This is a genomic window from Amycolatopsis sp. WAC 04182 (assembly GCF_003947465.1).
Taxonomy (GTDB): domain Bacteria; phylum Actinomycetota; class Actinomycetes; order Mycobacteriales; family Pseudonocardiaceae; genus Amycolatopsis.
On the sequence record NZ_QHJJ01000003.1, the window covers coordinates 1365576 to 1389274 of the forward strand.

A 23699-nucleotide genomic window follows, 5' to 3' on the forward strand; every position below is an offset into this window, starting at 1 on the left:
GAAGATGGCGGATACCCGACATGGCAGGATCTCGACACCGCGCGGCTCCGGCGAGTTACGAGTTCTCTTCCGGATGCAGCCCCGGGCCATGGTCGGGGTCGGACGACGGTGCGATCGGGGTCGGGCTGAGCGACGCCTCGTCCTCCCCCTCTTCCAGCAGGGTCGCCGCGGCGCCGATCACCTTCAAGTCCGGCTCGCCGACGGCGTCCTCATCCTTGTCCGCGTAGTCCACGCGAGCGAGGACGCTGCGCATCGCCTCGACCCGCGCGCGTTTCTTGTCGTTGCTCTTGACCACCGTCCACGGCGCGATCTCCGTGTCGGTGGACCGGAACATCGCGACCTTCGCTTCGGTGTAGGCGTCCCAGCGGTCGAGCGACTTGATGTCGTTGGGACTCAGTTTCCATTGCCGCACCGGGTCGACCTGCCGGATGAGGAACCGGGTGCGCTGCTCGGACTTCGACACCGAGAACCAGAGTTTGACGAGGATGATCCCGTCGTCGACGAGCATCCGCTCGAACGTCGGCGCCTGCCGCATGAACCGCTCGTACTGTTCGTCCGTGCAGTACCCCATCACCCGCTCGACGCCGGCCCGGTTGTACCAGGATCGGTCGAACAGCACGATCTCGCCCTCGGTGGGCAGGTGGTTCACGTAGCGCTGGAAGTACCACTCACCCTGCTCGCGCTCGGTGGGCTTGCTCAGCGCCACCACTCTCGCGCCGCGCGGGTTGAGGTGTTCGGTGAACCGTTTGATGGTGCCACCCTTGCCCGCCGCGTCGCGCCCTTCGAACAGGATCACCATGCGGCCGCCGGTGTCCTTGATCCAGTACTGCAGTTTCAGCAGTTCGATCTGCAGCGACCGTTTCACGACGTCGTATTCCTCACGCGACATTCGCGTCGTGTACGGGTAGTTCTCCCGCCAGGTGTCGATCGGCGATCCGTCGGCGCGGAGCAGCACCGGGTCGTCGGCATCGTCGTAGTCGACGACGAGACGCTGGTCCTTCAGTTCGGGGAAATACGAGTGGTCGAGCACGGGCGGCTGATACCCAGACCGGGCGGCACGCAAACGCGGAGAACGCGCCGTCACCCTTCGCGCAGGTGGTCCCGCAGCGCCCGCGCCACGCTGGCCATCAGCACTTCGGCCTCCGGCTGGATCGCGGCGGGCACCCGGGATCCGGTCAGCGCGGCGATCGCGTAAAGCCCGCCGTCGGCGTGTTCGACCACCCCGACCTCGTGCCGCAGGTTCAGCACCGTGCCGGTCTTCGACGACCATTTCGTGGCGTCGGAGACGAAATCGGGGCTCAGCCGCTGACGCAGCAGGTTCAGTCCCATGAGTTCCCGCACCCGCGCCGCCACCCCTTCGTCCACTTTGGACGGTTTCCACAGCGCTTCGAGCAGGTTCACGAACGCGCGGGCCGAGCCGGAACTCGCGCGCGTGACGTCGAGCTGCGGAACAGGATGGCCCTGCCCGGCGGTGCCCGCGTTGATCGCGAGCGCGTGCGCGAGGTGGACATCGGCCGGGGCGAAACGTTCGGCGGGCGTGTCGCTGAGATCCGCGGCCGGATGCCGTGCGGTGATCCCGGAAACGCCCCATTCGCGCGTCATCCTGGTGACCTCGGCGGGCGGTGTCAGCGCGAAGAGCGCGTCCGCGGCGGTCTCGTCGCTGATGGCCATCGTCAGGTAGAGCAGGTCGTCGATCGCGACCCTGGCCGGATGCCGGAACCGCGTCAGCCCGGTCGGTCCGGGGGCGGTGGCCCGTCCCGGCTCGACGTCGATCGGCGCGGAGCCGTCCAGTTCGCCCCGGCGGATCCGCTCCAGGGTCGCCGCGGCGAGCGGGATCTTCACCAGCGAGGCGCTCGGGAACTCGAGGTCCGGGTCGATGCCGATCTCGTATCCGGTCCGCAGATCGCGCACGAGGAACGAACCCCGCAGGCCGCCGTCGTCCAGTTCGGCGCGCAGCCCGAGGAGCAGCGTCTCGGTGTTCATGTCGTCTCCTCCGCGCCGAGACACCGGGCGATGTCCGGCCACAATCGTGCCCGGAGCCGCCGCGTGTCCTCACCGGGCCCCGCCGTGATCTCGAACCCGCGCGCGAGCCGGGTTTCCCCGATCGGGCGCCAGTTCAGGCCGAGCTCGGTCGCCTGGGCCGTCGAGCACAGCAGCAGGTCGTCCGAACCGAACACCGCCGCGGCGGCCGCGGTGAGGGCGTCGGCGACGGACACCTGCGCGGGCCGCAAGCCCACCGAGTCACGGATCCGGAAGAGGCGATCCCGGATATGCGGCACGTCGTCCTCCGGCTGGATCCAGACCCGGCGAGGCGACCGGCCGGACCGGCCGACCCGCAGCGTTTCCAGGTGGAGGGCGCCCGCCCGCGACCTCCCCCCGCCCGCCAGCCCGAGCGGCACCGTCCAGGTTCCCTCTTCCGCGGGGACGGCCGTGAGCGCCGCGCGCACCTCCTGTGTGCGCACGAGTTCCGCCCGCTCCCCCGGCGGCGCCTGCCGGAACTCCAGGAAGACGTCCAGCGCTCGCGCCGCCGCGTCGAGTTCGGCGAGTTCGCGGACGGTGCAGGTGTCCGGCATCGCCAGCCGCAGCGGGCGCAGTTTGGCGCGCTGCGCGTCGTGTTCCATGGCGTCGGCCAGCGCCACCAGCCGTTTCGCCGACGGCAGCATGTCCCGGCCGAACGGGGTGAGCACGGCGCGGCGGGTGGAGCGGTCGAACAGCCGCTCGCCGAAATGCCGTTCCAGCGCCGCGATCCGGCGGCTCGCCACCGGCTGGGGGATGCGCGCGATCGCGGCTCCCGCGGTGAAGGTCCCGGCCTCGCTCACGCTCACGAACGCGCGGCAGCTCCCGATCAGGTCCACGACCGCATACTATGCCGATTGCGCATGAAAGAGGTCGTTCGTGTCTTGGACAGCATGACCGGTGCTGGACAGACTGCGGACATCGAACGATCTTGAAAGGAACCACCGTGTCCGTCACTTCCCGCCGCTGGGCCGCCCTGCTGGCGCTCTCGGTCGCGTCACTCACCGCGTGTTCCGCACCCGCCCCCGCACAGCCGCCGGCCGCCACCTCCTCGCCTGCCGCGGCGACCGGGCGAGCCGACTTCGAACAGCTCGAACGCACCTACCGCGCCCGGCTCGGGGTGTACGCGATCGACACCGCGACCGGCCGCGAAGTCGCCTTCCGCGCCGACGAACGCTTCGCCTACGCCTCGACGCACAAGGTGTTCAGCGCCGGCGGTGTCCTGCAGCGGACGCCGGTCGCCGAGCTGGACCGAACGGTGACCTACGAACGCAAGGACCTGGTCGTGAACTCACCGGTCACGGAGAAACACGTGGCGACGGGGATGCCGCTGCGCGCCGTCCTGGACGCGACTCTCCGATACAGCGACAACACCGGCGGGAACCTGCTCTTCCGCGAACTCGGCGGCCCCGAAGGGCTCAACGCGGTCCTGCGCGGGATCGGCGACACCACGAGCCACGCCGACCGGATCGAACCGGAACTCAACGACACCGCGCCCGGCGACACCCGGGACACCAGCACACCGCGCGCCCTCGCCGTGAGCCTGCGTGCCTTCGCCCTCGGCGACGCGCTTCCCGAGGACAAACGCAAGATCCTGGTCGACATGATGCGGGCCAGCACGACCGGCGACCAGAACATCCGCGCCGGGGTGCCCGGCCGGCCGGTCGCCGACAAGACCGGGACGGCGTCCTACGGCACGCGCAACGACATCGGGGTCGTGTGGCCGCCGAACCGGGCGCCGATCGTCCTCTCGGTACTGACCGACCGGTCCGAGAAGGACGCCAAGATCGACAACAAGCTCCTGGCCGACGCCACCGCGGCCGCGGTGAAGGCCCTCCCCTGAGCGAAACCGCCGGGACGGACGTGGTTCCGTCCGTCCCGGCGGGATTCAGCGGCTCAGCGACGGCAGGGGTTTCCCGCCGGATGCGCCGAGGTTCCGTGCACGTCGGCCTGGGACTCCGCGAGCACGATCTTCGCGAGCGCGGTGTCCAGTGCGACGGCCTGCTGCTTCACCACACCGTTCGCCACGGTCTGGCCGTTGAGCTTCAACGAACCGATGACCAGCGGGATGGTCAGCGGCGCCGACCCGACGGTGATCGACTCGCCGTTGATCTTCAGCGAAGCGACGTTCGAACTGCCCGCCAGCACCGGGGCGAGCCCGCCCGGCGACGGCTGACAGGTCGCGGTCGCCTGCGACTGGATCACGCCGAGTTCGACGGTCAGCCCGAGCGTGCTGATCACCGTCTTGTCGATCTTGGCCGACGCCAGCGCGCGATCACCCGCGGCCGGAGCCGCCGACTGGTCGTCCGGCGTGAGATCGGTCGACGCGGTCAGCACCTTGGTGTCGACCTTGATCAGGCCGGCGTTGAGCGTCGCGGCGGCGACGGTGCTGCTGTCGTCGGCACAAGGCAGGTTCGCCGGGTTGGCCCGCGCCGCGGTCACCCCGAGGACGTTCGCCGCGGTGCCGGTGCAGGAGAAGACGCCGTCACGGTCGTCGTCGACGATCGTGCCGACACCGGTCGGATCGATGAGGCCGGCGCCCGACGGGGCCGAGAGAGTCACCGTGAACGTCTCGTTCGGCTCGTCGACGGTGTCGGGGTTGACCAGGACCGTCACCGGCCTGGTCGTCTGTCCCGGTGCGAACGTGACCGTCCCGTTCGCCGCCGCGTAGTCGGCGGGCGCCGTCGCGGTGCCGTTGGCGGTCGCGTACTGGACCGTCACCGGATTCGGGCTGGGGCCGCCGAGCAGCGACACCGTGAACGTCGCGGGTACCTGCGCGCCACCGGAACCCTCGCCGACGGTCACGTCGTTGATGCTCAGGCCGAGCACGCGCACGGTCGTGGTCTCGATGTACCCCCGCGAAACCCCGTCGACCTGGTAGTCGACGACGCACTGGTAGGTGCCCGGAGCGGCGCCGGCGGCGGCCTTGATCGTCTCGGTGAACGTGGCGACCCCGCCACTGGTCACCTTGACGCTGCCCGGATCGTTCGTGACGGTGAGCTGCGGGTCGCAGCTGGTCACCTTCGGGGTCACCGTGACCTCGATGGACTTGATGCCGTCCAAAATGGCCTGGGAGACCTGGCCGGCCGGGACGTTGTTCAGCAGTACACCGCCCGTGGCCGAGGTGATGGCGGAAGCCTGCCCCGTGGCGTCGAGCGCGCCGACGTTGACGGCGACCACGCGGATCTTCGCCGCCTGCAACGCCGCGATGGTCTGGGCCAGGGTGTGCCCGCCGCTCGGGTCGTGCGACGGCGCGTCGCCGAACCACGCGATGATGCGGGTGCCGTCGGGCCGGAACGCGACCGCGCCGGTGGCGAGCTGGTAGAGCGCGTTCAGGTTCGCCTCCGGCGTGTCCCCGCCGCCCGAGGCCGCCCACTGGTTGATCCCCGCCTGGACGGCGGTCGTGTCCCCGGTGATGCCCTGATTGACCTTGAACGGCACCGAGTCGGTGAAGTCCTTGTACTCGGCCACACCGAACTGCGCCGTCGGCTGTGCGGCGAGGACGTCACCGGTGATGGCGCCGGCGTTCGTCCGCACGTTGCCGATCGGGCCGCCCATGCTGCCGGTGGTGTCCGCGAGCAGGACGAGATCGGGATTCGGCGGTACGGCCGAGGTCGTCACGTTCTTGGTCACGGTCGTGCTCTGCCCCGCGTTCAGCGTGAGGTCGAGCGTGGCCGGGTCGACCCCCGGCGGAGCGGCGGCGGCGACCGCGGTGGACGCGAGCATCGCCGAAACGGCGGCCAGGGCGACGAGCAGTGGTCTTCGTGACATGGACTTCCCTTTCGAGACCCGGCCGGAGCCGGAATTCCTGTGGGCTCGGTGGAGAAGACGGAGAATTCCGCTTTTCGTTAGCGCGGGCCCCGCACGTCACCCGGAGCGCCCTGTGTCAAGGCACCCAACGGGCTGTTACCGGGAATCCGGGCTACTCGGACCAGGTCCGTCTTGCGCCGTCCAGCCGAAGAACGTTCGGCACCTCTCACTCTTCAGCGTGAGAGGTGCCGAAGATTCCGGCGTTTTCCGTGATCACCTCAGCGGGCGGAAACCCGAATTCCTCCGGTACTCATCGGCGAATACTCACCGAATGTCGTAACGTCGCCCGCCGACCGATACCTCGGCGAGACCTCGGTCAGTAGACGCACTGGATGACCGCGTCGTCCAGCCGGATGTACTTCGCCGGCCCGCCGTTGTTGCCGTAGATCGGCTGGAGATAGACGGTGCCCACGCCGTTCAGATTGAGATTGTTCAGCGTGATGAGCTGATAGCCCGCCCGGTCGTCGATCCACCTCACCGTGTGGGATATTTTCCGCCAGCCGACGGGGTCCCAGATCTCGAGACCGACGTTCGCTCCGCCACCGACCGGGTCGGCGTAAATCGCGGCTGCGCAATTCGATCGGTTCGCCGGGAAACTGGCGAGCGACTTCGGCGTCCTCATCGCCGACCAGCCGTTGTCGGCGAAGAGCCAGCCGTTGTTGTTGCCGGTCCGCGCCACTCCCATGCCGATGTCGAACCAGGAATGCCCGTCACCGCCCTGAATCCCGCGCTCCCAGACGCCATGGGGATTCGATTCGTAACCGTCGGACCATTGCACGATGCCGGCGTGTGCCGTTCCCGTGACACCCAGGAGTGCCATCGAAAACACCGACACGACGGCGAATATCTTCTTGAACACGAGATTTCCCCCTCTTCGCGTGAAATGAACCCCGTCAGAGGACCAGAGTCCGGAACGCGAGCACAAGGTCCCTTCGCGCGCACAATCGACTGCCTCTCAGGACAGCGCCTAGGGCTGCCCTGCAAGTTGGTTCGCGGTCTCCGCGCCCAGGTGTCGCGAAAGCCACTTTCGGGACATCAGGCGTCGCGAAAGTGGCTTTCGCGACGTGCTCCGGCTGCACGATCACTCGCGGGACGCCGTCGGCGACACAGGAGTCCACAAGGCCTCTCTTCGAGGCGACCGTGCCCGCTTAGGCCGGTTTGAGTGGTTTCACGAAGGAGAAGCGTCCTTTGTGGACGCTTGGAGGACGCGGGCTTACAGGACAAGCCCCTAAGCGAGGTCGGCGGGCCGCGTCCGCAGTTTGGCGGCGATCCGGGCCAGCGCCTGCTGATCCTCCGCGGTCAACGGGTCGAGGACGAGCTCCCGCACCGAGCGGACATGCGTGGGAGCGGCCGCGACGACCACGTCGTAACCGTCGTCGGTGAGCACGGCGAGCGTGTACCGGCCGTCGCCGGGGTCCGGCGTCCGCTCCACCCAGCCTCGCTGCTCGAAGCGTTTGACCACATTGGACAGACGCGAGAGCGAGCCGTTGGCGAGGTAGGCCAGCTCGCTCATCCGCAGCCGCCGGTCCGGAGCCTCTGAAATATGACTGAGGGTCAGGTACTCGAACAGCGTCAGCCCGGCGTCGTGCTGCAACGGCGACTCGAGCCGCCCCGGCAGCAAGAGGACCAGGGAGACCAGCCCGGTCCAGGCCTCTTTTTCGGCAGGGGTCAGCCACAGCGCTTCGTCGGGGTCCGGGGCGGCCATGGCGGAACCTTACCCAGAACCCGATGACTTCACACATGAAGTTGAATCGTGCTACGTTGACTTCAAGCATGAAGTCAACGAGAGGATTCACCATGACCCAGCCGGAGTTCTTCGCCACGCCCGGCTACGGCGACCGGCAACTGGAGGTGATGCGCTACAGCCAGGCGGTGCGCATCGGTGATCGCGTCGAGATCTCGGGGCAAGGAGGCTGGGACGACGACTTGAACTTCCCTGAATCTCTCGAAGAGGAGATCGTCAAGGCCTTCGAGAACGTCGGGCGGACCCTCGCCACCGCGGGCGCCACCTGGCGCGACGTCATCGCCGTGAACTCGTACCACGTCCCGGAGACCCCGGGGTTCATCGGCGAGACCCACAACCGCGTGATGGTCGAGCAGTTCCGCGAGCACCTGGGCGACCGCGCGCCGATCTGGACGGAGATCGGTGTCCCGGCCCTCGGCGCGCCGAAGATGCGGGTCGAGATCAGGGTCACCGCGATCGCCGGGAGTTCCCGCGTGTGAACCCCGCGCTCCCGGGGTACTCCCTTAGCGCGCCCATGCTCTTGGCCAAGCTGGGAAACCCGCTAAGGAGAACGCGTGGGTATCACGAGAACACGACAGGCTTACGAATTCCCCACCGGAATCGCCCCGCCACTGGGAGAGGTCCGGGCCTGGTTGCGAGAGCGGCTGACCGAGGTCGGCCGCGCCACCATCGCGGACACCGAACTGCTGACGACGGAACTGGTCACCAACGCGCACGAACACGCGGACGGCGTCACCGAACTCAGGGTCTCCGTACCCTCGGGCCGGCACGTCGTCCGCGTCGAAGTCGACGACCACCGGCCGCGCCTTCAGCCGCACCGCGTGGCCAAGGCCGATCCGACGAGCCCCCGCGGGCGAGGGCTGGCGCTGGTCGAGGCGATCAGTGCCCAATGGGGAGTGACCACCGGCGCGGGGTTCAAAACGGTGTGGGCGGAGATCGCGGTGCTCTGACACGATCATCCGGTGACAGCTTCGCGCCGCACCCTGGTCGCGCCGATCCTGCGACCGGGTGATCACGTTCGCCTCGTCTCTCCCGCCAGCTTTCCCAGCCACGAGCAGATCGCCGAGACCGCGGCCGTCCTGGAAAGCTGGGGGCTGGTCGCCGAAATCGGGACACACGCGCTCGACCGCTGGGGTTACCTGGCCGGCCGTGACGAAGACCGGCTGGCCGATCTCGACGACGCGTTCGGCGACCCGGCCGTCCGCGCCGTGATCGCCACTCGTGGCGGAGCGGGCGCGTACCGCATCGCCGACGATCTCGACTTCGACGCGGTCCGGGCCGATCCCAAGCCGTTGGTCGGCTTCAGCGACATCACCGCCCTCCACCTCGCGCTCTGGCGGCACTGCGGGCTGGCGGGGATCCACGGTTTCCTGGCCGGTCCCCGTTCCGCGGCCGCGACCCGGCGGCTGCTGATGGACGGCGAACCCGCCGTCCTCCACCGCGACCCGGGAGCCATGACCGTCGAGGCCGAAGCGCCCGGCACCGCGACCGGCGCCCTCGTCGGCGGAAATCTCGGCACTGTCGCCCACGCGGTCGGCGTCGGCCTGCCTTCGCTGGCGGGCACCATCCTGTTCCTCGAAGCCGAGCGGACGATCGGCCTCGGGCAGGTCGACCGCCAGCTGACCCAGCTGATCCGGTCCGGCGCACTCCACGGCGTCCAAGGGATCGCGCTCGGCCGGTTCCCCGGCTTCGAGGACTACACCGATCGCGGCTGGACCCTCGTCGACGTCTTCAAGGACCGGCTGGGCTCGCTGGGCGTTCCCGTACTCGGCGGAATCGACGTCGGACACGGCGCGGACCCGCTTTCCCTTCCGCTGGGACCGCTTGCCGTACTGGACACGGCCGCGGGCACGCTCACCGTCGAACCGGCGGTCGGCTCACGAGCCGCGGATCCACCGCTCCCCCGAGCCAAGCGCGAAGGACTCCGTTGAACAGTTCGGGATCCTCCACATTCCAGATGTGGTGCATCCCCGGCACGAGCCGGGACCGCGTCTGGGGCGCGACCCGCGCGATTTCCGAGAGGGATCGGCGCACCGCCGCGGAATCCTTCTCCCCCGCTGTCGCGAGCAGGGGCCCGGTATAGCGACGTACTTCGGCGGGCACCCCGCCCGCGCACACCTCGGCGGCCATCGCGGACGCGGTTTCGCGGCGCACCGAGAGACCGTGCTCGACGTACCGGGCGCGTGCGTCTCCGGGAAGGCCGAAGACGGCCGCTTGGGCACGCCAGTACCAGCGGGCCCACGAGAACGCCGATTGAAGCCCGCAGTACAAGCGCATCCCGGGGCCGGCAGGCGTGAGCGGCGCGCTGGTCAGGAACGCCGAACTCACCCGGTCCGGGTGCCGTGCCAGCACACGCAACGCCGTGAGCGCGCCGAGGGAAAGCCCGACGAGATCGAACTGGCCGCCGATGCCGTGCCCGGTCACTCTCGCGACGACGTCGTCCGCCACCGCGTCGAGTCCCGGCCAGCCCTCGCGGACCCGTTCGCCGAAACCCGGCAAGTCCGGCGTGACCACGGTCCGATCGCCGAACCCGGACAGCTGCGGCTCCCACATCCAGTTCGCGACGTTGCCGCCGTGCAGCAGCACCACCGGCCGATCCGCGGTGGCCGTCCCGGCGGAATGCACCTCGGGGAACGCGCTCACGCGATCTCCTCCTCGAGCGCGTCGAGCCAGTCCAGTTCGACGCGCAGGTGCGCGATTCCGTTGTCCAGTGTGGACAGTCGCAGCCGGGCCGCCCGGTCAGGCGCGCCCGACTCCGCCCGCGTCCGTTCGAACTGCTCCAGCCGCGCCTGGGTCGCCTCGCGATGTGCAGCCAGGAGGGCGTGGAAGGCGTCGTCGTCGAGATCCGCACCGAAGAACACCCGTGCGAGGAACGGATCGCGTTCGACGTGACGCTCGGGCTCACTCGCCAGCCACTCGGCGAGCGCCGTCCGCCCCGCGGCGGTGATGCGGTGTTCCTGCCGGTCCGGCGCCCCGGAACCGGCCACGGTCTCGACCTCGGCGAGCCCGTCCGTGACGAGCCGGGCGAGGGTGCGATAGATCTGCGCCTTGTCCGCCGCCCAGAAGTGGCCGACGGTCGACTCGAAATGGCGTTTGAGGTCGTAGCCGGTCATGGGCGCGAGGGCGAGCAACCCCAGGATGAGGCGGGAGAGAACCATGCCACTAGTAGACTAGTCACCTATAGGACTTGTCAACTAGTGGACCTTCGCTTCAACCCTCCCGAGCGGATCGGACTCGGCGGCCAGTGCCTCGACGGCCTCTTGCCAGGCAGGATCGCCCGGGTAGAGCTCGCTGCGGAGATAGGCCGCCGTGAGCCGCTGCAGCACGGCCACCCGCGCCGGATTCTCGTCCGTGGTCTCGGCGACGTCGTAGCCGGAGATCCCGCCGAGACCGTGTTCCGCGCCGAACAGGGTGAGCAAGGTCTTGCGCCCCGGCGAAAGGAAGTACGGATCGGTGTGCCATTCCGGGCCACGGACCGTCAGATGCGCCGAGGCGTCCTTGTCGCCGGCGACCACGAGCGCGGGTGTCGTCATCGCGGAGAAATCGGCGCTGACGAAGAAGGAATAGTTCTCCGCCACGAATTCGGTGACGGCGTCGCCGCCGCGACCGGGCGCGGCGAGCAGCACTCCGGCGGAAATTCGGGACTCGGCCAGGTCCACCACCGTGCCGTCGCCGGGCTCGGTGTACCGCGCGCCCAGCAGCAGGCTCGCGGTATGCCCGCCCATCGAATGCCCGGCCACGGCGACCTTGCCCCGATCCACCCGTCCGCGCAGACCGGGCACCGCGGCCTCGATCTCGTCGAGGCGGTCGAGGATGCCGATCATGTCCTCGGCTCGGGACCGTTGGTACAGCGGCGCTTCAGGATGATCGGACCCCAGATCCAGCGTCCTGGAACTGAGATGGGTGGGCTGGAGGACGACGAATCCGTGCGCTGCCCAGTAATTCACGAGCGGGGCATAGCCGTTCAGCGACGAGAGGTGATTCGAATAGCCCTGACCGTGCGACAGCAGGATGATCGGCAACCCACCTCCGGTCATCGGCGCGGAGACCCGGACCTGCAGATCCACGACCCGATCCGGGCTCGGCAGTGTCACCGGGGCGATCGAGATTACTGGCGTGCTCATGGTGATTCTTCCCTTGTGAGACGGCGCCGCACTAAGCGGAGCACTGTTCCACAAACATACGGAGCACTGTTCCGCTTTGTCAAACCCCCTTTGCCCAGCCCGCTCGCGCAGGATCACGACGTCGGGATCCTCCACAGGCCAGGGGTCCTCCCGGTCGAAATGGTCCAGCGGAGGCTCGACGCTCATGCCTCAACGATCACGCGTACGCAAGATATTTCCGGGCCCAGTCGGCGATTCCGGTGAGCGGGAGGCCCAGTTCGCGCGCGTATTCCGGACGCCCGGGCTGGCCGACCACGTTCAGCCACTCATGCGAGGCGCCCATCGGCGGCATTCCGGCGGCGACCGCCTGCTCGACGGTCATGTCCGGTGCCGCCAGCGGGGTACCCAGCACGTCGGAGAGGACCTCGGCGATCTCCGCCATGGTCAGGAAGTCGCTCGCCAGTTCCAGCTCGACCCCGGTGAACCGCTCCGGTTCCGCGATGGCCGCGGCGGCCGCGGTGCCGATGTCGTCGACGGCGGCCAGCGAAAGGGACGTCGACGGCTTGATGACGCTCACCAGACCGCCGTCCACCCCGCGCGGGAAGAGGAACTTCATGTCCGGCAGGAAGTTCTCCATGAAGAAACCCGGCTTGAGCAGGGTCCACTGCGGAAATCCGGCTTCGCGGAGACGGTCTTGGATCGCGGCCTTGGCCCCCAGCGTGGGCTCCATCGACGCCCAGCGCCCTTCGGCCCATCCGTCGGCCTCGACGTGCTGCCCGGCGCCCGAAACGGAGGTGTGCACGAACTGCGGCACCCCGGCCGCCTTCGCGCCCTTGATGAGGTTGACGCCTTGAGTCACCTCACCGGCGAAGTCGAATCCGTCGGCGTTCATGCCCGGCATCTGCACCGAGAAGACGGCGCGGGCGCCCTTGGCCGCCCGGATCACGGAATCGACGTCGTGGAGATCGCCGACGACGAGTTCGGCGCCGAGCGCTTCGACGGCTTTCGCCCTGGCCGGGTCGCGCACCAGCGCGCGGACGGGAACACCGGCCGCGAGCAGGGCCCGGGCAGTCGCACCGCCCTGCCTGCCGGTGGCGCCGGTGACCAAAACGGGTGCTGGGGACATGGGGACTCCTTCGGTCGACTAAGTGGCGGGGCCCGCCACTTATCGTCCGCTACGATATGGCGGGGCCCGCCACTTACGCAAACTCCGAGGTGAAGACATGTCCGACGGCCGGCGCGCCGACGCACGGCGCAACTACGCGCGCATCCTCGCGGTCGCCGAGGAGGAGGTCGCGACCCACGGCTCCGGCGCCTCCCTGGAGCAGATCGCGCGGACGGCCAACGTCGGCTCGGCGACCGTCCGGCGCCACTTCCCCACCCGGCGGGCACTGCTGGAGGCGGTGTCCGCGCAACGGATCGCGGCGTTGTGCGACCGCGCCGTCGAACTGACCGGCGAGCACGACAGCCGGAAGGCGCTCCTGACCTGGCTCGACGAGGTCGTCACCTACTGCGTCTCCGCCCGCGGTCTGGCGGCCGCGCTCGCCTACGACGGTCCCCTGGAGCACGAGAACTCCTGTTCCGCCGCCATCGAGGAAGCCGGGGATCCGCTCGTGCGGCGGGCCGCGCGGGACGGCGTGGTGTCTCCGGAGGCCACGGTCGCCGACCTGATCACCCTGATCGTCGGCATCGTCCTGGCCACCGAGCACTACCCGGATCCCGCCGCACAGGCGGACCGGCTGTTCCGCCTGGCCGTCGCGGGGCTGAGCCCCCAGGCATGAAACAGGGCCGGAGCGGTCTCCCGCTCCGGCCCCGGATCACTTCCGGCTTACCGCGTACGGCGGCCCGACGAGACCACCGCCGGCACCGGCCCTCCGTTGATCACGAACTGCGACCCCGGCTCACGGACGATGTCGCCGTTCGCGGAGTTCGTGATCGTCACGTTCGTCAAGGTCGCGCTGCCGCGGGCGCCGCTCATCGCGAGGATGCCCGCGCCGTTGTTCGACTTGTCGATCTTGACATTCGTCAGGGCCGCGGTCACGACGCCGCCGCCCGTCTTGAACTGGACACCGTCGTAGGTCGAATCGTGGATCTCCGTGTCCCGCAGGACGACCCCGGGGATGTCCTTGCCCTGCGCGAAGAACGTGATCGCGCCGAACTCCTGCTGTTCGCCCCAGAACACGCCGCCGCAGCGGTACAGGGCGTTGTTCGCGATGAGCGTCTCCCCGGAGAACGGCAGCGGATCGTGATCCGTCGCCAGCATGATGCCCGGGTAGTTCATCGTGTCGTGGACGACGTTGTTCTCGATCTTGTTGCCGTAGCCGCCGTAGATCGCGATCCCGTTGGCACGCCACGGGAGCTGGATCGTGTTGTTGGCGAACACGTTGTCGTGCGCGATGTCCTGCGACGGATCCTTCACGTACTGGTTGGCCCACACCGCGAGCGAATCGTCACCGGTGGTGCGGAACGACGAGTTGACCACCTTCGAGTTCCGGGTGCCGTTGGTGAAGTTGATGCCGTCGGCGTAAGTGTTCCGGATCCGCATGCCGCTGAACTCGAGGCCGTCGCCGGGGCCCCACAGGGCAGGCAGGTTGCTGTAGTCCCGGCCGACCCACACGCCGACGTTGGCGTGCTCGATCCACACGTTGGAGATCTTCGTACCGATGCCGAAGCGGCCGTTGATACCGACGCCGCCTTCCGCGCCGCCGTCACCGCCGCGGATCCGGCCGGAACCGAAGATGGCGATGTCGGAGATCTGCGTGTTCTTGTCGATGTCGAACCCGAAATTGCCCTCGTGCGGATGGTTGATGCCGCCCGCGTTCTGCGGCTCGATCTGCGAGTACAGCTGCGCATGCCACATGCCCGCGCCGCGGATCGTCACGTTGGAGATGCCGATCTGGTTGTACTGGCCACCGCCGTTGGGCACGTTCGGGTCGTCGGTCAGGATCTTCTTCTCCTGCCGCCACTGGCCCGCCGGGATCCAGACACAGCCGATCACGCCGTTCTGGTCGTCGGTCACCGCGCGCTGGAGCGCCGCCGAGTCGTCGTTCCCGTCGTTCGGCACGGCGCCGTACTCCGTGATCGACACGCAGTTCGCGGGCTTCTCCGACGCCGGGGCGACCTGCTCCAGATCGATGAGGTCGACGATGTAGAACGCCGCGTTGTCACCGCTGTCCCGCTGCAGCTTGAACTTCGTACCCGGCGGGTACGACCGTGACAGCAGCGCGTGCGACTCGTCGAACAGCCGTCGCGCGTCGGCCTGCGGGGTGTTGGTCAGGCCTTCGGGATCGTCGGTGCTGCCGTAGAGCCAGCTGTGCTTGGACGACAGCGTCAGCTTCTGCGCGAAAGTCCCGTCGACGTACAGGCTGAGCGTCGCGTCCTGCCCGCCGCCACCGGGGGCGTCGGGAATGGAGTTGCGCACGACGATCGAGTTCGCCTGGTTCGCCGACGTGAACTCCACGTACTGCCCCTGATTCGCCAGCCGCACGGACTTGCGGCCCGAGGATTCGGTCGCGAAGTTCGTGTGGCCGAAGGTGCGAAGCGGGTCGGCTTCCAGCAGTTGTCCTTGGTACTGCGCGGCTTCCGCCTCGTATTCGACGTACGGAAGCGCCGCGCCGCGGCCCACGACCATCGCCCGCGAGAGGCTGTTGTTGGACTCGTTGGTCTCCGTGACCGTGCCGTTCGCGTCGGCCGTCGCGATGAGAGTCGCCCCACCGTTGGCGGCGGTCCACGTACCCGAAATCGCGACGTTCGCGGTGGCACCCGCCTCGATCGCACCAGTGGCGCCGGTCAGCGTGGTACTACCGACCGCCAACCGGGTCACCGAAGCGCCCGCGCCGCTCGTGCCACGGTTGTGCACCGCGACGGTGAAGGACACCGCGGAACCGGCCGCCGGAGTGGGCGGATTCGAGGTGATGCCCGTGACCTCGAGGTCGGGTCCCGGCGACTGGGCGACGACCAGCGCTGTCGGCGAGGTGTAGGTGTTGTTCGTTTCGTCCTGCTCGGCCACCTTGCCCGCCGGGTCGGCGGTGGCGGCCACCGTGTAGGTCCCCTGTGGACGCGTTCCCGCGTCGATGGTGACCGTGGCGGACTCGCCGGCGGCGAGCGCCCCGACCGCCGCCTCACCGACGACCGCGCCGCCGAGGCTGACGTTCACGGTGGAGGCGGCCGCGTTCGCGGTGCCCGTGTTCTTCACCGTCGCCGACACGGCGAGCCTGCTGGTCTCCGTCGGGTTCGACGGCGTCCAGGTCGTACCGGTGACGACGAGGTCCGGATTCGGCGCGGGAGTGCCGATCACCTGGAATTCCGCGACCTGACCGCCGGGGGCACCGGAGTTGGCGAAGAACTGCAGGCGAACCTCCGCGGCTCGTCCGCTGACCGGGATGACCACTGAATTCTGGTTGGTGGCCGGGTCGAAGCGGTGGTCGGCTCGCGCCGACAGCGCGGTGAACGCGGTGGACCCCTGCGGACGACCGAGGACCTCGAAGTTCTGTGTCCGCGCGCCCCAGATCGCGTCCGGGGCGAGCTTCACGACGACCGAGTCGACGTCCGCGTCGACCCCGAGCTTCACCGTCAGCGCGTTCGGGTACCCCGCGGCGGATTCCCAGTACGTGGCGGTGTTGTTGTCGTTGGCGTTGGCCGCGACGAACGAATGGACCGTCGAGGTCGCCTCGATCGGTTTGCCCGCTGCCAGGTTCGCGCCCGCGCTCGTCCCGGAGCGCACGACGTGGTTGCTGTCGCCCGACTCGTTGCCCGCCGCGTCCTTGGCGCGCACGAAATACTCGACCCGGGTCCCGGTGGGCCTGGATTCGGTGAACGTCGTGCCGGTGATCGTCGTGACCGGCGTCCCGTCGCGATAGACGGTGTAGCCGGAGACACCGACGTTGTCCGCCGAGGGCGACCACGTCAGCCGGATCTGGCCGGCGGCGGGCTCCGTCAGCGCTAGATTCGCCGGCGCGCTCGGCGCCTGCGTGTCGCCGGTGTCCGGCCCGTACAACTCGAATTCCGCGAGTTGCGCGGCGGGCCACCGAGAGTTCGCGGTGACCTGCAGCCGCACGTAGCGGGCCGACGCGGTCATCGGGATGGTGACGGTGTTGGTGCCGGGTGCGAACGCGTAACCGGTCGGCGCGGCGAGGTCGGTGAACGCCGCGCCGTCGGTGCTTCCGCGCACGGCCAGCGTCTGGGTGCGGGATTCCCAGCCCGCGGGGAGTTTCAGCACGATCCGCGAGAGGGATTTCGCCGTGCCGAGGTCGGCCTGGATCCACTGCGGGAACGCGTTGTTGGCGGATTCCCAGTAACTCTCCTGGTTCCCGTCGACGGCGTTCGCGACGGGATAACCGGGCAGCGCGCTGCTCGCCGACACCGTACGGGTCAACGGCACCTCCGCGAGCGCGGCCGGAACAGGGTCGGGAGGTGGCCCACTGGCGGCGGAAGCGAGGGAGAGTCCGGCGACGGAAAGCCCCGAGACCAGGAGACCGGCGATGAGCCGGGACAGGCGCATACGTGTCATGGCGTCTTCTCTTCTTTGAGACGGCGGGGAGGGAGCCAGAGCCGTACGAGCATGCAACAACCCGGAGACAAAACGCAAGAAGTAGACACATTCCCGAAATTTTTCGACTGCCATCGACCGCGGCCCGCTCCGGCACCCTTTTGTGCTTACGGACGTTCTCCCAGTTTCACCATTTTTGTTTCTTGCAACAGAATATGAGCTCGCGTATTCCTTCGATACGGAGTACGGCTGTACACTCAAATCCAGGCTAGCCGCGTGGAGGTCGATCCCTGATGGACGTGACGAAAACCTTGAGGTCCGCACTCACCGGGACGACGAACGAGTCGAGGTCCGCGGTCCGGGAGCTGCGACGGGAGACCGAAGACCTCGTGGCGCACCGAGCGGGCCGGACGGCGAACCGGCTGACCGAACTGGGCGAGCGGCTCGCCGATCTGGTCCTGGTCTCCGGAAACAGGCTCGCGGGCCTCGCCGAGCGACACAACGTGCCCGCTGGCGAGGGCGTGCGCCGGGAGGCCGGCCGGATCGGCGGGTCGGTCGAGCGCTTGTCCGCCACGCTGTCGGAGCGGACGATCCTGCTCGCCGAGGAACTGCTCGACGCCAGGCCCCCCGGAAAACGCCGCCGTCGATGAGCGCGGGGTAGCTCGCAAGTCCGTGAAGGCCTCCTTGTCGCGAAAGCCACTTTCGCGACACCCCTGAGAGCACCTCCCCACTCCCCTGTGACACATCGGTGCCACCGGCACTCTCGTGCCGAAAGCCCAGGTCCGGTGCCACCCGGCGTGGTCTTCTCCCGTCTTTAGTCGCTATCTACCGCCGTATCCGCCTGCCTAGCATGGGAAACCGATTTCGGATCCGGCCGGGCGATCCCTGGCGATCCGTCGCGTCCGCGAAACGGGTGACCCGTCGATTCCTTTCCCTGATTCCCCTGCATTGGAAGGCACCCATGCGCATCCGAGGTCTCCTCACCGCCCTGCTGTGCGCGGCCGGGCTCACGACGGTCGCGCCCGCCGCCGTCGCGGCCCCCATCATCGACGGCGAATACGCGCAGTCCGGCCCGTGGGCCGCCATGATCGAACAGAACGGCAGCCAGTGGTGCTCCGGTTCGATCATCAGCGCCCGCTGGGTGCTCACGGCCGAGCACTGCGTCGACGAACCCGGCGCCGATTACTCCGTCCGGGTGGGCGACGTCGATCATCGGGCCGGAACCTACGCCGTGGTGACCGACATCTACACGCCCTCCAGCGGCGCCGACATCGCGCTGCTGAGGCTCGACCGCTCGGTGAGCACGACGTACGCGTCCCTCGGTACTTCGGTCGCCGTCGGCGACACCGAACACGTTTACGGCTGGGGCTACAACGAAGACGGTGACCTGCAGCGTTACCTCAAGGTCGCCAGGATGACGGTGATCAGTGTCGGGAGTGGACTGATCAAGGCCCGCCGCGGCGACGGGCTGACCAACGGCGGCGACTCGGGTGGTCCGGTCTTCGTCGGCGGCAAGCAGGTCGGCGTGCACATCGCCGGCAACAAGGTGGACACCTCGACACACACCAGCATCTCGGCGAACCGCACCTGGATCCGCGACACCTCGGGCGTCTAGGCCCGACCCGGTCCGGGAGCGGTGGCGCCACCGCTCCCGGACCGCTGAGAGGCAGGTGGAAAGTGGTATCGACGACTCCCCCGGACGGGCTCGGCGCGCAGCTGGCCAGGCTGGGTCTCGGCGAGACCGCCGCCCGGATCTACCGGCGGATGCTCGAAAGCGCGCCCGTCACCGCCGGGGAGCTGGCCTGGCGGGAGGACGACGCGGAGACCGTCCAGCTGGCACTGAAGGAACTGGCCGACGCCGGGCTCGCGGTGTCGTCCGGAGTGGACGGCGCCGAATACCTCCCCGCGAATCCCAGCGAAGCGCTGACGGCGCTGACCACGCGACGGCAGGCCGAACTGCACGACGCGCGGCTCGCGGTCCAGTCCGCGTACCGTGCTTTCCGGCGCGCGCATTCGGGGATGCCGAACGCGCAAGACCTGCTCGAAGTGGTCACCGGCGACGCCATCATCCCCCGGCTTCAGCACCTCGCGACCACGGTGCGCCACCAGGTGCGCCGCCTCGACTCCCCGCCCTACTTCACCGGCGGACGCCGGAATCTCCTGGAGGAGGAGCAACTACGGCGCGGGATCACCTACCGTTGTGTCTACAGTGGAGCGTCGCTCGGCGACCCCGGCTATCTCGCCGCGAACATCCTGCCGTGCCTGCGCGCCGGAGAACAGGCCCGTCTGCTGCCCGAACTCCCGGTGAAACTGACGCTGTTCGACGACCGGGCGGCGACCATCGCGCTGACCATCCGCGAGGCCGATCGCAACCAGTCCATCGTCATCGTGCGTCCCTGCAGCCTTTTCTCCGCGCTGGAGGGGCTGTTCGAAACCTCCTGGGCGGCCGCGCTTCCGCTCGACCGGCATGGACGGACGTCCGAGCAGCCGATCCGGCCGGTCGAACGGGAACTGCTGCTTCTGCTCGCCGCCGGGCGCAAGGACGACGAGATCGCCGCCGGACTCGGCGTCAGCAGGCGAACCCTGTTCCGCTATCTCGAAAACCTGATGGACCGCGCGGGTGTGTCCAGCCGGTTCCAGCTGGGGATCTTCGCCGCCCACAACGACTGGCTCTGAGAAACCCCGCTCACCCGGACGGGGTCACCCGGGTAGCGGCGAAGGCGCCGAAAGCGGATGGTGATCTTGGAAGGAGGGCGGAATCATGGGGAATCACCGACACCACACCGGCACCGCGTCGCTCCGGATCGCCACCGCCGGCCTGCGGGTGATCGCGGTCGTCGTCGCGGTCGCGGCCTGCGCCTGGCTCGCACTCTGGCTCGCGTTCACCCTCTGAGTCCCGCCGGGCCCGGCTGGGCTTCCGGCGGGCTCTCGGGTTCCGGAACCGGGCGGTCCGGCCCCGGATCGGGGACCCGTTCGGGTACCCCGGGATCCGGTACCGGCTCCGGCCTGCCCGGGTCCGGCACGGGTTCGGGAATCCCGGGGTCGGGGACGCCGGGGTCCGGCGGCATGGGGTTCGGCGGCGCCGGAGGCGCGGTCATTCGAGCAGTCGTCATCGCAGTACCTCCTGCTCACGCCACTACCCGGTCCGCCGCCGGACGAAACGGCCCGTTAGCCCGTCCGGGTGGCGATCCAGTCCGCGATGACGTCCGCGCGCGAGGTCGTCTCGATCCCGGCGTGCGGGCAGTCCGGCCCGGTGGCCTCCAGCGAGACCAAGGTGCCGGCCTTGCCTTCCGGGACGAAGTACGGCGCGCCCGAGTCGTAGGTGCAGGCACTGGTCGTGATCGAGGGCGCAGCGCCGCGGACACCGATCGTCGTCGGGGCCACCGTCGCCACCTGGACCGTGCCTTGCTGCATCCGGGTGGCCGGAGCGGGGTTCTTGGCGGTCAGGCTGCCCCAGCCCGCCAGCGTCAGCTGCTGGCCGATCTTCGGGAGCGCCCGGTTCACCGTCAGCGGGGTCACCGTCGTCACCGGGGTGTCCAGTTTGATGAGGGCGACGTCGTTTTCCTTCGCCTGCAGCACTTCGGTCGCCTTGCGGGCCACGCCTGATTCGATCGCCTCGTCGACGAGGCCCAGCGTCACCGTCGTCGGATACGGCACCTTGCCCGCCACGCGCTTGCGGTGCGCGTCGTGGAAGCAGTGCCCGGTGGTGGCGACCCAGCCGGGCGCGACCAGCGCACCCGTGCAGTAACTGCTGTAGGTCGAGCCGTCCGGGCGGGGGATCTTCGTCATCGCGATCTTCGCGACGAACCCGAACTGCCCTGGTGGGACATCGGTGCCGTGGGCGACGTCCGGCGCGGCGAACGCGGCCGGAGCGGTGGTGATGGTCAGGACAGCAGCGGCCAGCAGGGCGCGCAGACGCAATTTCTTACCCTTCGTCGATGAGGTGATCCGAGGCTAAGACCCCTGCGCGACAAGGGGAATTCCCTGACCAGGTGTCACCCGATGGCACGCCGCCCGCCGACCGGTTCACCACGACGGGCGAGCCAGTGGCGATAGGGGTGGCTGCTTTCGGTGTCGGACCGGTAGGCCGCCTCGGCCGCGGCGATCAAGACGTCGCTGTCCGCGCCGAAGGCACCTTCCGTGCTCCAGGCGATCAGGTACCGCATCCACAGCGGATCCTCCGCGAGGGGCCGGATCACGATCCCGGGTGAGGCGGGAAAGGTGACCTGGCACGGGGAAATCGCCCGGCCCGCGGCGATCAGGCGTTGCAGGGGCCGCAACTCGGTGCTCCGGTGCGCCACCTGCGGCCGGAACCCCGCGCGGGCACAGGCCTCCTCGAAGCACTCCGGCCAGCCGGCACCGTCGGACGGCCCGAGCACCCACCGCTCCGCGGCCAGGTCGGCGAGGTCGATCTCGGCGCGGCCGGCGGCCGGATGGTCCGCGGCGATCGCCACGAACACCGGTTGCGTGGCCAAGGGCCGTGACGCCACCCCGGGGGCCGACGGCAGGCTGTGCCCGGGATAGTCGGCGACCACGGCGGCGTCGAGTTGCCCGCCTGCCACGAGATCCAGCAACCGCAACGGCGAGAACTCGGTGGTCACCGAAACCGCTTGCCCCCGGCCGGAATCACCGAGCCGGTCCGCCAGTTCGACCACCATCGAACCGCCGATCCCACCCAGCGCGACAGGGCGTTTCTCGCCTTCCGCCAGGAAACGCGCCGCGTCCCGGTGCATGGTGTCCGCCGCGGCGAGGACGGCACGGGCCCGGACGAGCACGCATTCACCGAACGCCGTCGGGAAGACCCCGTCCCGCCCGCGGACGAACAAGGTTCCCCCGAACGCGCGCTCGATCCGCTGAACGGCGGCGGTCAGCGCGGGCTGGGTGCTCCCGATCCCGATCGCCGCGCGCGTGATGCTGCCCGCGTCGGCGACGGCGCACACCACTCGCAGGTGACGTAACTCGACGTCCATCACGCGGACCTTATGGCCACTTGGGATGTGCCGGAAGCCGTCGAAAGTCGGGATCGTTTTTCGTACTCCCCCTCGTCCCCGCAAGGAGTACGCATGCGACGCGCCTGCCTGATGGTCGCGCTGACCGCCACCCTCGTCGCCGGGCTCGTTCCCGCGACGGCGTCGGCGGCGCCCGGATTCACGACGTCGATGGAGGCCTTCGAACCAGGAGGGACCATCACCCGGGTGAACGTCACCCGGCCCGCTTCGGACAGATCCGCCGCGCCGCAGCAGATCGCGAGCGCCGCCGCGGTGACCCCGATCGAAACCAACGGTCCCAGCGAGACCACCTTCGACCTGGTCTTCGTCGGTGACGGCTACACCTCGACGCAGCTCGGCACGTACTCGCAGCACGTCCGCAACAGCATCGCGGCGCTGTTCGCCATCGAGCCGTACAAGAGCTACCGCAAGCAGTTCAACCTCTGGCAGGTCGACGTGGTGTCACCGCAGTCCGGCATCACCAACGACCCCACCCAGGGGGTGCGGCGCAACACCGCGCTGGGCTCGTACTTCTGGTGCGGCGGCATCGAACGGCTGTTGTGCGTCAACGAAACCAAGGCGAACCAGTACGCCGCGGCCGCACCGGACGTCGACCAGGTCATCATGCTGGCGAACACGACGAAGTACGGCGGCGCCGGCGGCGGGGTCGCGACCTCTTCGGGCGGCAACATCCAGGCCAGTCAGATCGTCGCCCACGAACTCGGGCACTCCATCGGCGGGCTCGCCGACGAATACGACTACGGCACCTGCGACACCCGCGAACCCCGGGAGCCCAACGCTTCCGCGCTCACGGCCCAGCAGATGAAGGACCGCCGGGCCAAGTGGTACACCTGGCTCGGCAAGCCCTCCCCCGACGGCGGCACGGTCGGCGTCTTCGAGGGATCCCGCTACTGCAAGACCGGGATGTACCGCCCCAGCGTGAACTCGCTCATGCGCACCCTGGGGCAGCCCTTCAACCCGCCAAGCACCGAAGCGATGATCGCGGGCTTCCACCGCGAAGCCGCCCATCGGCACTGATTCCTCGTCACGGCCTCTTGACCGGGCTCCCGGCGTGACCGGCGAGCCCGGTCGCCATGTCGCGCATGAAGCGGCGGAGGTACCAGCGGAAGATCCACGCGTTGCCCTTGCCGACGCGATACGTGCCGTGCCAGCGGATCCGGGTTCCACCTCCGAGTGTTTCGCACAGATCGACCGAGGCCTGGTAGTCGAGCATGACCGGGACGTCCACGCCCTCGTAGGCGAATCGTCGTTCGGGGTCGAGGTCGGTGATCCGCTCCTTGGTGACCGTCTTGCCGGTGCGGAAGGCGCGCACCGCGCCGACGCCGTCGCGTCCCTCGGCGGAAAGTCCTTGCGACGCGGCGACTTCCAGTGAACCCACCCGTGACCAGACCGGCCAGCTGCGGGCGTCCAGCAACAGTGCCCACACCGCGGCGGGCGGCGCCGTCGATTCGGCGGTGACGTCGTACGACTGCATTCCAGAGCTACTCACCCGTCTGACCCTAGGAACGGGCGGGCGGCGTCACCATGCG

25 protein-coding genes are annotated in these 23699 nt (G+C 69.0%); 10 read left to right on the forward strand and 15 right to left on the reverse strand.

Annotated elements, in window-relative coordinates; all coding sequences use genetic code 11:
* Nucleotides 1-55: 55 nt before the first annotated feature.
* From ppk2 to DMH01_RS19955, 3 genes are read right to left on the reverse strand one after another with little or no spacing between them, the layout of a single operon-like run.
* Nucleotides 56-1063, reverse strand: coding sequence for a polyphosphate kinase 2 (ppk2, locus tag DMH01_RS19945; protein WP_233621617.1), 1008 nt, complete (start codon nt 1061-1063; stop codon nt 56-58).
* A 17-nt stretch (nt 1064-1080) separates the two neighbouring features.
* Nucleotides 1081-1983: a serine hydrolase gene (locus tag DMH01_RS19950; protein ID WP_125678717.1), complete on the reverse strand. Its 903-nt coding sequence runs from the start codon at nt 1981-1983 to the stop codon at nt 1081-1083.
* Nucleotides 1980-2855 carry a LysR family transcriptional regulator gene (locus DMH01_RS19955; RefSeq protein WP_125678718.1) on the reverse strand — a complete coding sequence of 292 codons (876 nt, stop codon included), beginning with the start codon at nt 2853-2855 and terminating at the stop codon, nt 1980-1982. Before DMH01_RS19955 ends, DMH01_RS19950 begins: the two co-directional genes overlap by 4 nt.
* Before the next feature lie 107 nt (nt 2856-2962).
* Between DMH01_RS19955 and bla the strand changes: the two genes are divergently transcribed.
* Entirely contained in the window at nt 2963-3859 is an 897-nt protein-coding gene (gene bla / locus DMH01_RS19960) for a class A beta-lactamase (RefSeq protein ID WP_125678719.1), read from the forward strand.
* 53 nt (nt 3860-3912) lie between these two features.
* On the opposite strand, the gene DMH01_RS19965 is transcribed toward bla, so the two are convergent.
* The 3 genes from DMH01_RS19965 to DMH01_RS19975 form a co-directional block, all read right to left on the reverse strand.
* Nucleotides 3913-5787, reverse strand: a complete 1875-nt coding sequence (locus tag DMH01_RS19965) for a Calx-beta domain-containing protein (RefSeq protein WP_199745544.1) — start codon at nt 5785-5787, stop codon at nt 3913-3915.
* A 355-nt stretch (nt 5788-6142) separates the two neighbouring features.
* Nucleotides 6143-6685, reverse strand: a complete 543-nt coding sequence (locus DMH01_RS19970) for a hypothetical protein (RefSeq protein WP_125678720.1) — start codon at nt 6683-6685, stop codon at nt 6143-6145.
* A gap of 369 nt (nt 6686-7054) precedes the next feature.
* Nucleotides 7055-7531 (reverse strand): MarR family winged helix-turn-helix transcriptional regulator, encoded by a 477-nt coding sequence (locus DMH01_RS19975; protein ID WP_125678721.1) that lies wholly within the window; start codon nt 7529-7531, stop codon nt 7055-7057.
* 92 nt (nt 7532-7623) lie between these two features.
* Here DMH01_RS19975 and DMH01_RS19980 point away from each other — a divergent pair, with 92 nt between their 5' ends.
* The 3 genes from DMH01_RS19980 to DMH01_RS19990 all read left to right on the forward strand — a co-directional run bounded on the left by DMH01_RS19980 (nt 7624) and on the right by DMH01_RS19990 (nt 9501).
* Nucleotides 7624-8049 carry a Rid family hydrolase gene (locus DMH01_RS19980; protein ID WP_125678722.1) on the forward strand — a complete coding sequence of 142 codons (426 nt, stop codon included), beginning with the start codon at nt 7624-7626 and terminating at the stop codon, nt 8047-8049.
* Between the two features lie 75 nt (nt 8050-8124).
* Nucleotides 8125-8520 (forward strand): ATP-binding protein, encoded by a 396-nt coding sequence (locus DMH01_RS19985; protein ID WP_125678723.1) that lies wholly within the window; start codon nt 8125-8127, stop codon nt 8518-8520.
* A gap of 12 nt (nt 8521-8532) precedes the next feature.
* Nucleotides 8533-9501: an LD-carboxypeptidase gene (locus DMH01_RS19990; protein ID WP_199745545.1), complete on the forward strand. Its 969-nt coding sequence runs from the start codon at nt 8533-8535 to the stop codon at nt 9499-9501.
* Here the strand turns inward: DMH01_RS19990 and DMH01_RS19995 are convergent.
* The 4 genes from DMH01_RS19995 to DMH01_RS20010 all read right to left on the reverse strand — a co-directional run bounded on the left by DMH01_RS19995 (nt 9425) and on the right by DMH01_RS20010 (nt 12799).
* Nucleotides 9425-10213: an alpha/beta fold hydrolase gene (locus DMH01_RS19995; protein WP_125678724.1), complete on the reverse strand. Its 789-nt coding sequence runs from the start codon at nt 10211-10213 to the stop codon at nt 9425-9427. The genes DMH01_RS19990 and DMH01_RS19995 overlap by 77 nt on opposite strands.
* Entirely contained in the window at nt 10210-10728 is a 519-nt protein-coding gene (locus tag DMH01_RS20000; RefSeq protein WP_125678725.1) for a PadR family transcriptional regulator, read from the reverse strand. Before DMH01_RS20000 ends, DMH01_RS19995 begins: the two co-directional genes overlap by 4 nt.
* 36 nt (nt 10729-10764) lie before the next feature.
* Nucleotides 10765-11694, reverse strand: a complete 930-nt coding sequence (locus tag DMH01_RS20005; RefSeq protein ID WP_125678726.1) for an alpha/beta fold hydrolase — start codon at nt 11692-11694, stop codon at nt 10765-10767.
* 196 nt (nt 11695-11890) lie between these two features.
* Nucleotides 11891-12799: an NmrA family NAD(P)-binding protein gene (locus DMH01_RS20010; RefSeq protein ID WP_125678727.1), complete on the reverse strand. Its 909-nt coding sequence runs from the start codon at nt 12797-12799 to the stop codon at nt 11891-11893.
* Nucleotides 12800-12896: 97 nt separating this feature from the next.
* On the opposite strand from DMH01_RS20010, the gene DMH01_RS20015 reads away from it, so the two are divergent.
* On the forward strand, nt 12897-13454 hold the full coding sequence (locus DMH01_RS20015; RefSeq protein ID WP_125678728.1) for a TetR/AcrR family transcriptional regulator: 558 nt from the start codon (nt 12897-12899) through the stop codon (nt 13452-13454).
* A gap of 47 nt (nt 13455-13501) precedes the next feature.
* Here DMH01_RS20015 and DMH01_RS20020 read toward each other — a convergent pair whose 3' ends face one another.
* Entirely contained in the window at nt 13502-17182 is a 3681-nt protein-coding gene (locus DMH01_RS20020; protein ID WP_233621603.1) for a CARDB domain-containing protein, read from the reverse strand.
* A 272-nt stretch (nt 17183-17454) separates the two neighbouring features.
* Here DMH01_RS20020 and DMH01_RS20025 point away from each other — a divergent pair, with 272 nt between their 5' ends.
* The 4 genes from DMH01_RS20025 (at nt 17455) to DMH01_RS43570 (ending at nt 20054) form a co-directional block, all read left to right on the forward strand.
* A complete protein-coding gene (locus tag DMH01_RS20025) occupies nt 17455-17811 on the forward strand; it encodes a hypothetical protein (RefSeq protein WP_125678729.1) in 357 nt (118 codons plus the stop codon).
* Nucleotides 17812-18122: 311 nt separating this feature from the next.
* The gene (locus tag DMH01_RS20030) at nt 18123-18776 is read left to right on the forward strand and encodes a trypsin-like serine protease (protein ID WP_125678730.1); all 654 of its coding nucleotides are present in this window, start codon (nt 18123-18125) and stop codon (nt 18774-18776) included.
* A gap of 62 nt (nt 18777-18838) precedes the next feature.
* Nucleotides 18839-19837, forward strand: coding sequence for a LuxR C-terminal-related transcriptional regulator (locus tag DMH01_RS20035; RefSeq protein ID WP_125678731.1), 999 nt, complete (start codon nt 18839-18841; stop codon nt 19835-19837).
* An 85-nt stretch (nt 19838-19922) separates the two neighbouring features.
* Nucleotides 19923-20054, forward strand: coding sequence for a hypothetical protein (locus DMH01_RS43570; protein WP_255432080.1), 132 nt, complete (start codon nt 19923-19925; stop codon nt 20052-20054).
* Here DMH01_RS43570 and DMH01_RS20040 read toward each other — a convergent pair.
* From DMH01_RS20040 to DMH01_RS20050, 3 genes are all read right to left on the reverse strand, one after another.
* A complete protein-coding gene (locus DMH01_RS20040; RefSeq protein ID WP_125678732.1) occupies nt 20044-20274 on the reverse strand; it encodes a hypothetical protein in 231 nt (76 codons plus the stop codon). The two genes, DMH01_RS43570 and DMH01_RS20040, sit on opposite strands and share 11 nt — an antisense overlap.
* Nucleotides 20275-20329: 55 nt before the next feature.
* Complete coding sequence (locus DMH01_RS20045; RefSeq protein ID WP_125678733.1) at nt 20330-21082, reverse strand: trypsin-like serine protease; 753 nt, start codon at nt 21080-21082, stop codon at nt 20330-20332.
* A gap of 74 nt (nt 21083-21156) precedes the next feature.
* Nucleotides 21157-22131: a LysR family transcriptional regulator gene (locus DMH01_RS20050; RefSeq protein ID WP_125678734.1), complete on the reverse strand. Its 975-nt coding sequence runs from the start codon at nt 22129-22131 to the stop codon at nt 21157-21159.
* 93 nt (nt 22132-22224) lie between these two features.
* Here DMH01_RS20050 and DMH01_RS20055 point away from each other — a divergent pair, with 93 nt between their 5' ends.
* Nucleotides 22225-23187, forward strand: coding sequence for a M64 family metallopeptidase (locus DMH01_RS20055; RefSeq protein WP_125678735.1), 963 nt, complete (start codon nt 22225-22227; stop codon nt 23185-23187).
* Nucleotides 23188-23194: 7 nt separating this feature from the next.
* On the opposite strand, the gene DMH01_RS20060 is transcribed toward DMH01_RS20055, so the two are convergent.
* Nucleotides 23195-23644, reverse strand: a complete 450-nt coding sequence (locus DMH01_RS20060) for an SRPBCC family protein (protein WP_125678849.1) — start codon at nt 23642-23644, stop codon at nt 23195-23197.
* Between the last annotated feature and the right edge of the window lie 55 nt (nt 23645-23699).

Coding starts and splice junctions, on each gene's coding strand:
- DMH01_RS19950 (WP_125678717.1), bottom strand. CDS start 1,983: ATGAACACCGAGACGCTGCTCCTCGGGCTGCGCGCCGAACTGGACGAC.
- DMH01_RS19965 (WP_199745544.1), bottom strand. CDS start 5,787: ATGTCACGAAGACCACTGCTCGTCGCCCTGGCCGCCGTTTCGGCGATG.
- DMH01_RS19975 (WP_125678721.1), bottom strand. CDS start 7,531: ATGGCCGCCCCGGACCCCGACGAAGCGCTGTGGCTGACCCCTGCCGAA.
- DMH01_RS19980 (WP_125678722.1), top strand. CDS start 7,624: ATGACCCAGCCGGAGTTCTTCGCCACGCCCGGCTACGGCGACCGGCAA.
- DMH01_RS20000 (WP_125678725.1), bottom strand. CDS start 10,728: ATGGTTCTCTCCCGCCTCATCCTGGGGTTGCTCGCCCTCGCGCCCATG.
- DMH01_RS20005 (WP_125678726.1), bottom strand. CDS start 11,694: ATGAGCACGCCAGTAATCTCGATCGCCCCGGTGACACTGCCGAGCCCG.
- DMH01_RS20010 (WP_125678727.1), bottom strand. CDS start 12,799: ATGTCCCCAGCACCCGTTTTGGTCACCGGCGCCACCGGCAGGCAGGGC.
- DMH01_RS20015 (WP_125678728.1), top strand. CDS start 12,897: ATGTCCGACGGCCGGCGCGCCGACGCACGGCGCAACTACGCGCGCATC.
- DMH01_RS20020 (WP_233621603.1), bottom strand. CDS start 17,182: ATGACACGTATGCGCCTGTCCCGGCTCATCGCCGGTCTCCTGGTCTCG.
- DMH01_RS20025 (WP_125678729.1), top strand. CDS start 17,455: ATGGACGTGACGAAAACCTTGAGGTCCGCACTCACCGGGACGACGAAC.
- DMH01_RS20030 (WP_125678730.1), top strand. CDS start 18,123: ATGCGCATCCGAGGTCTCCTCACCGCCCTGCTGTGCGCGGCCGGGCTC.
- DMH01_RS43570 (WP_255432080.1), top strand. CDS start 19,923: ATGGGGAATCACCGACACCACACCGGCACCGCGTCGCTCCGGATCGCC.
- DMH01_RS20040 (WP_125678732.1), bottom strand. CDS start 20,274: ATGACGACTGCTCGAATGACCGCGCCTCCGGCGCCGCCGAACCCCATG.
- DMH01_RS20050 (WP_125678734.1), bottom strand. CDS start 22,131: ATGGACGTCGAGTTACGTCACCTGCGAGTGGTGTGCGCCGTCGCCGAC.
- DMH01_RS20055 (WP_125678735.1), top strand. CDS start 22,225: ATGCGACGCGCCTGCCTGATGGTCGCGCTGACCGCCACCCTCGTCGCC.
- DMH01_RS20060 (WP_125678849.1), bottom strand. CDS start 23,644: ATGCAGTCGTACGACGTCACCGCCGAATCGACGGCGCCGCCCGCCGCG.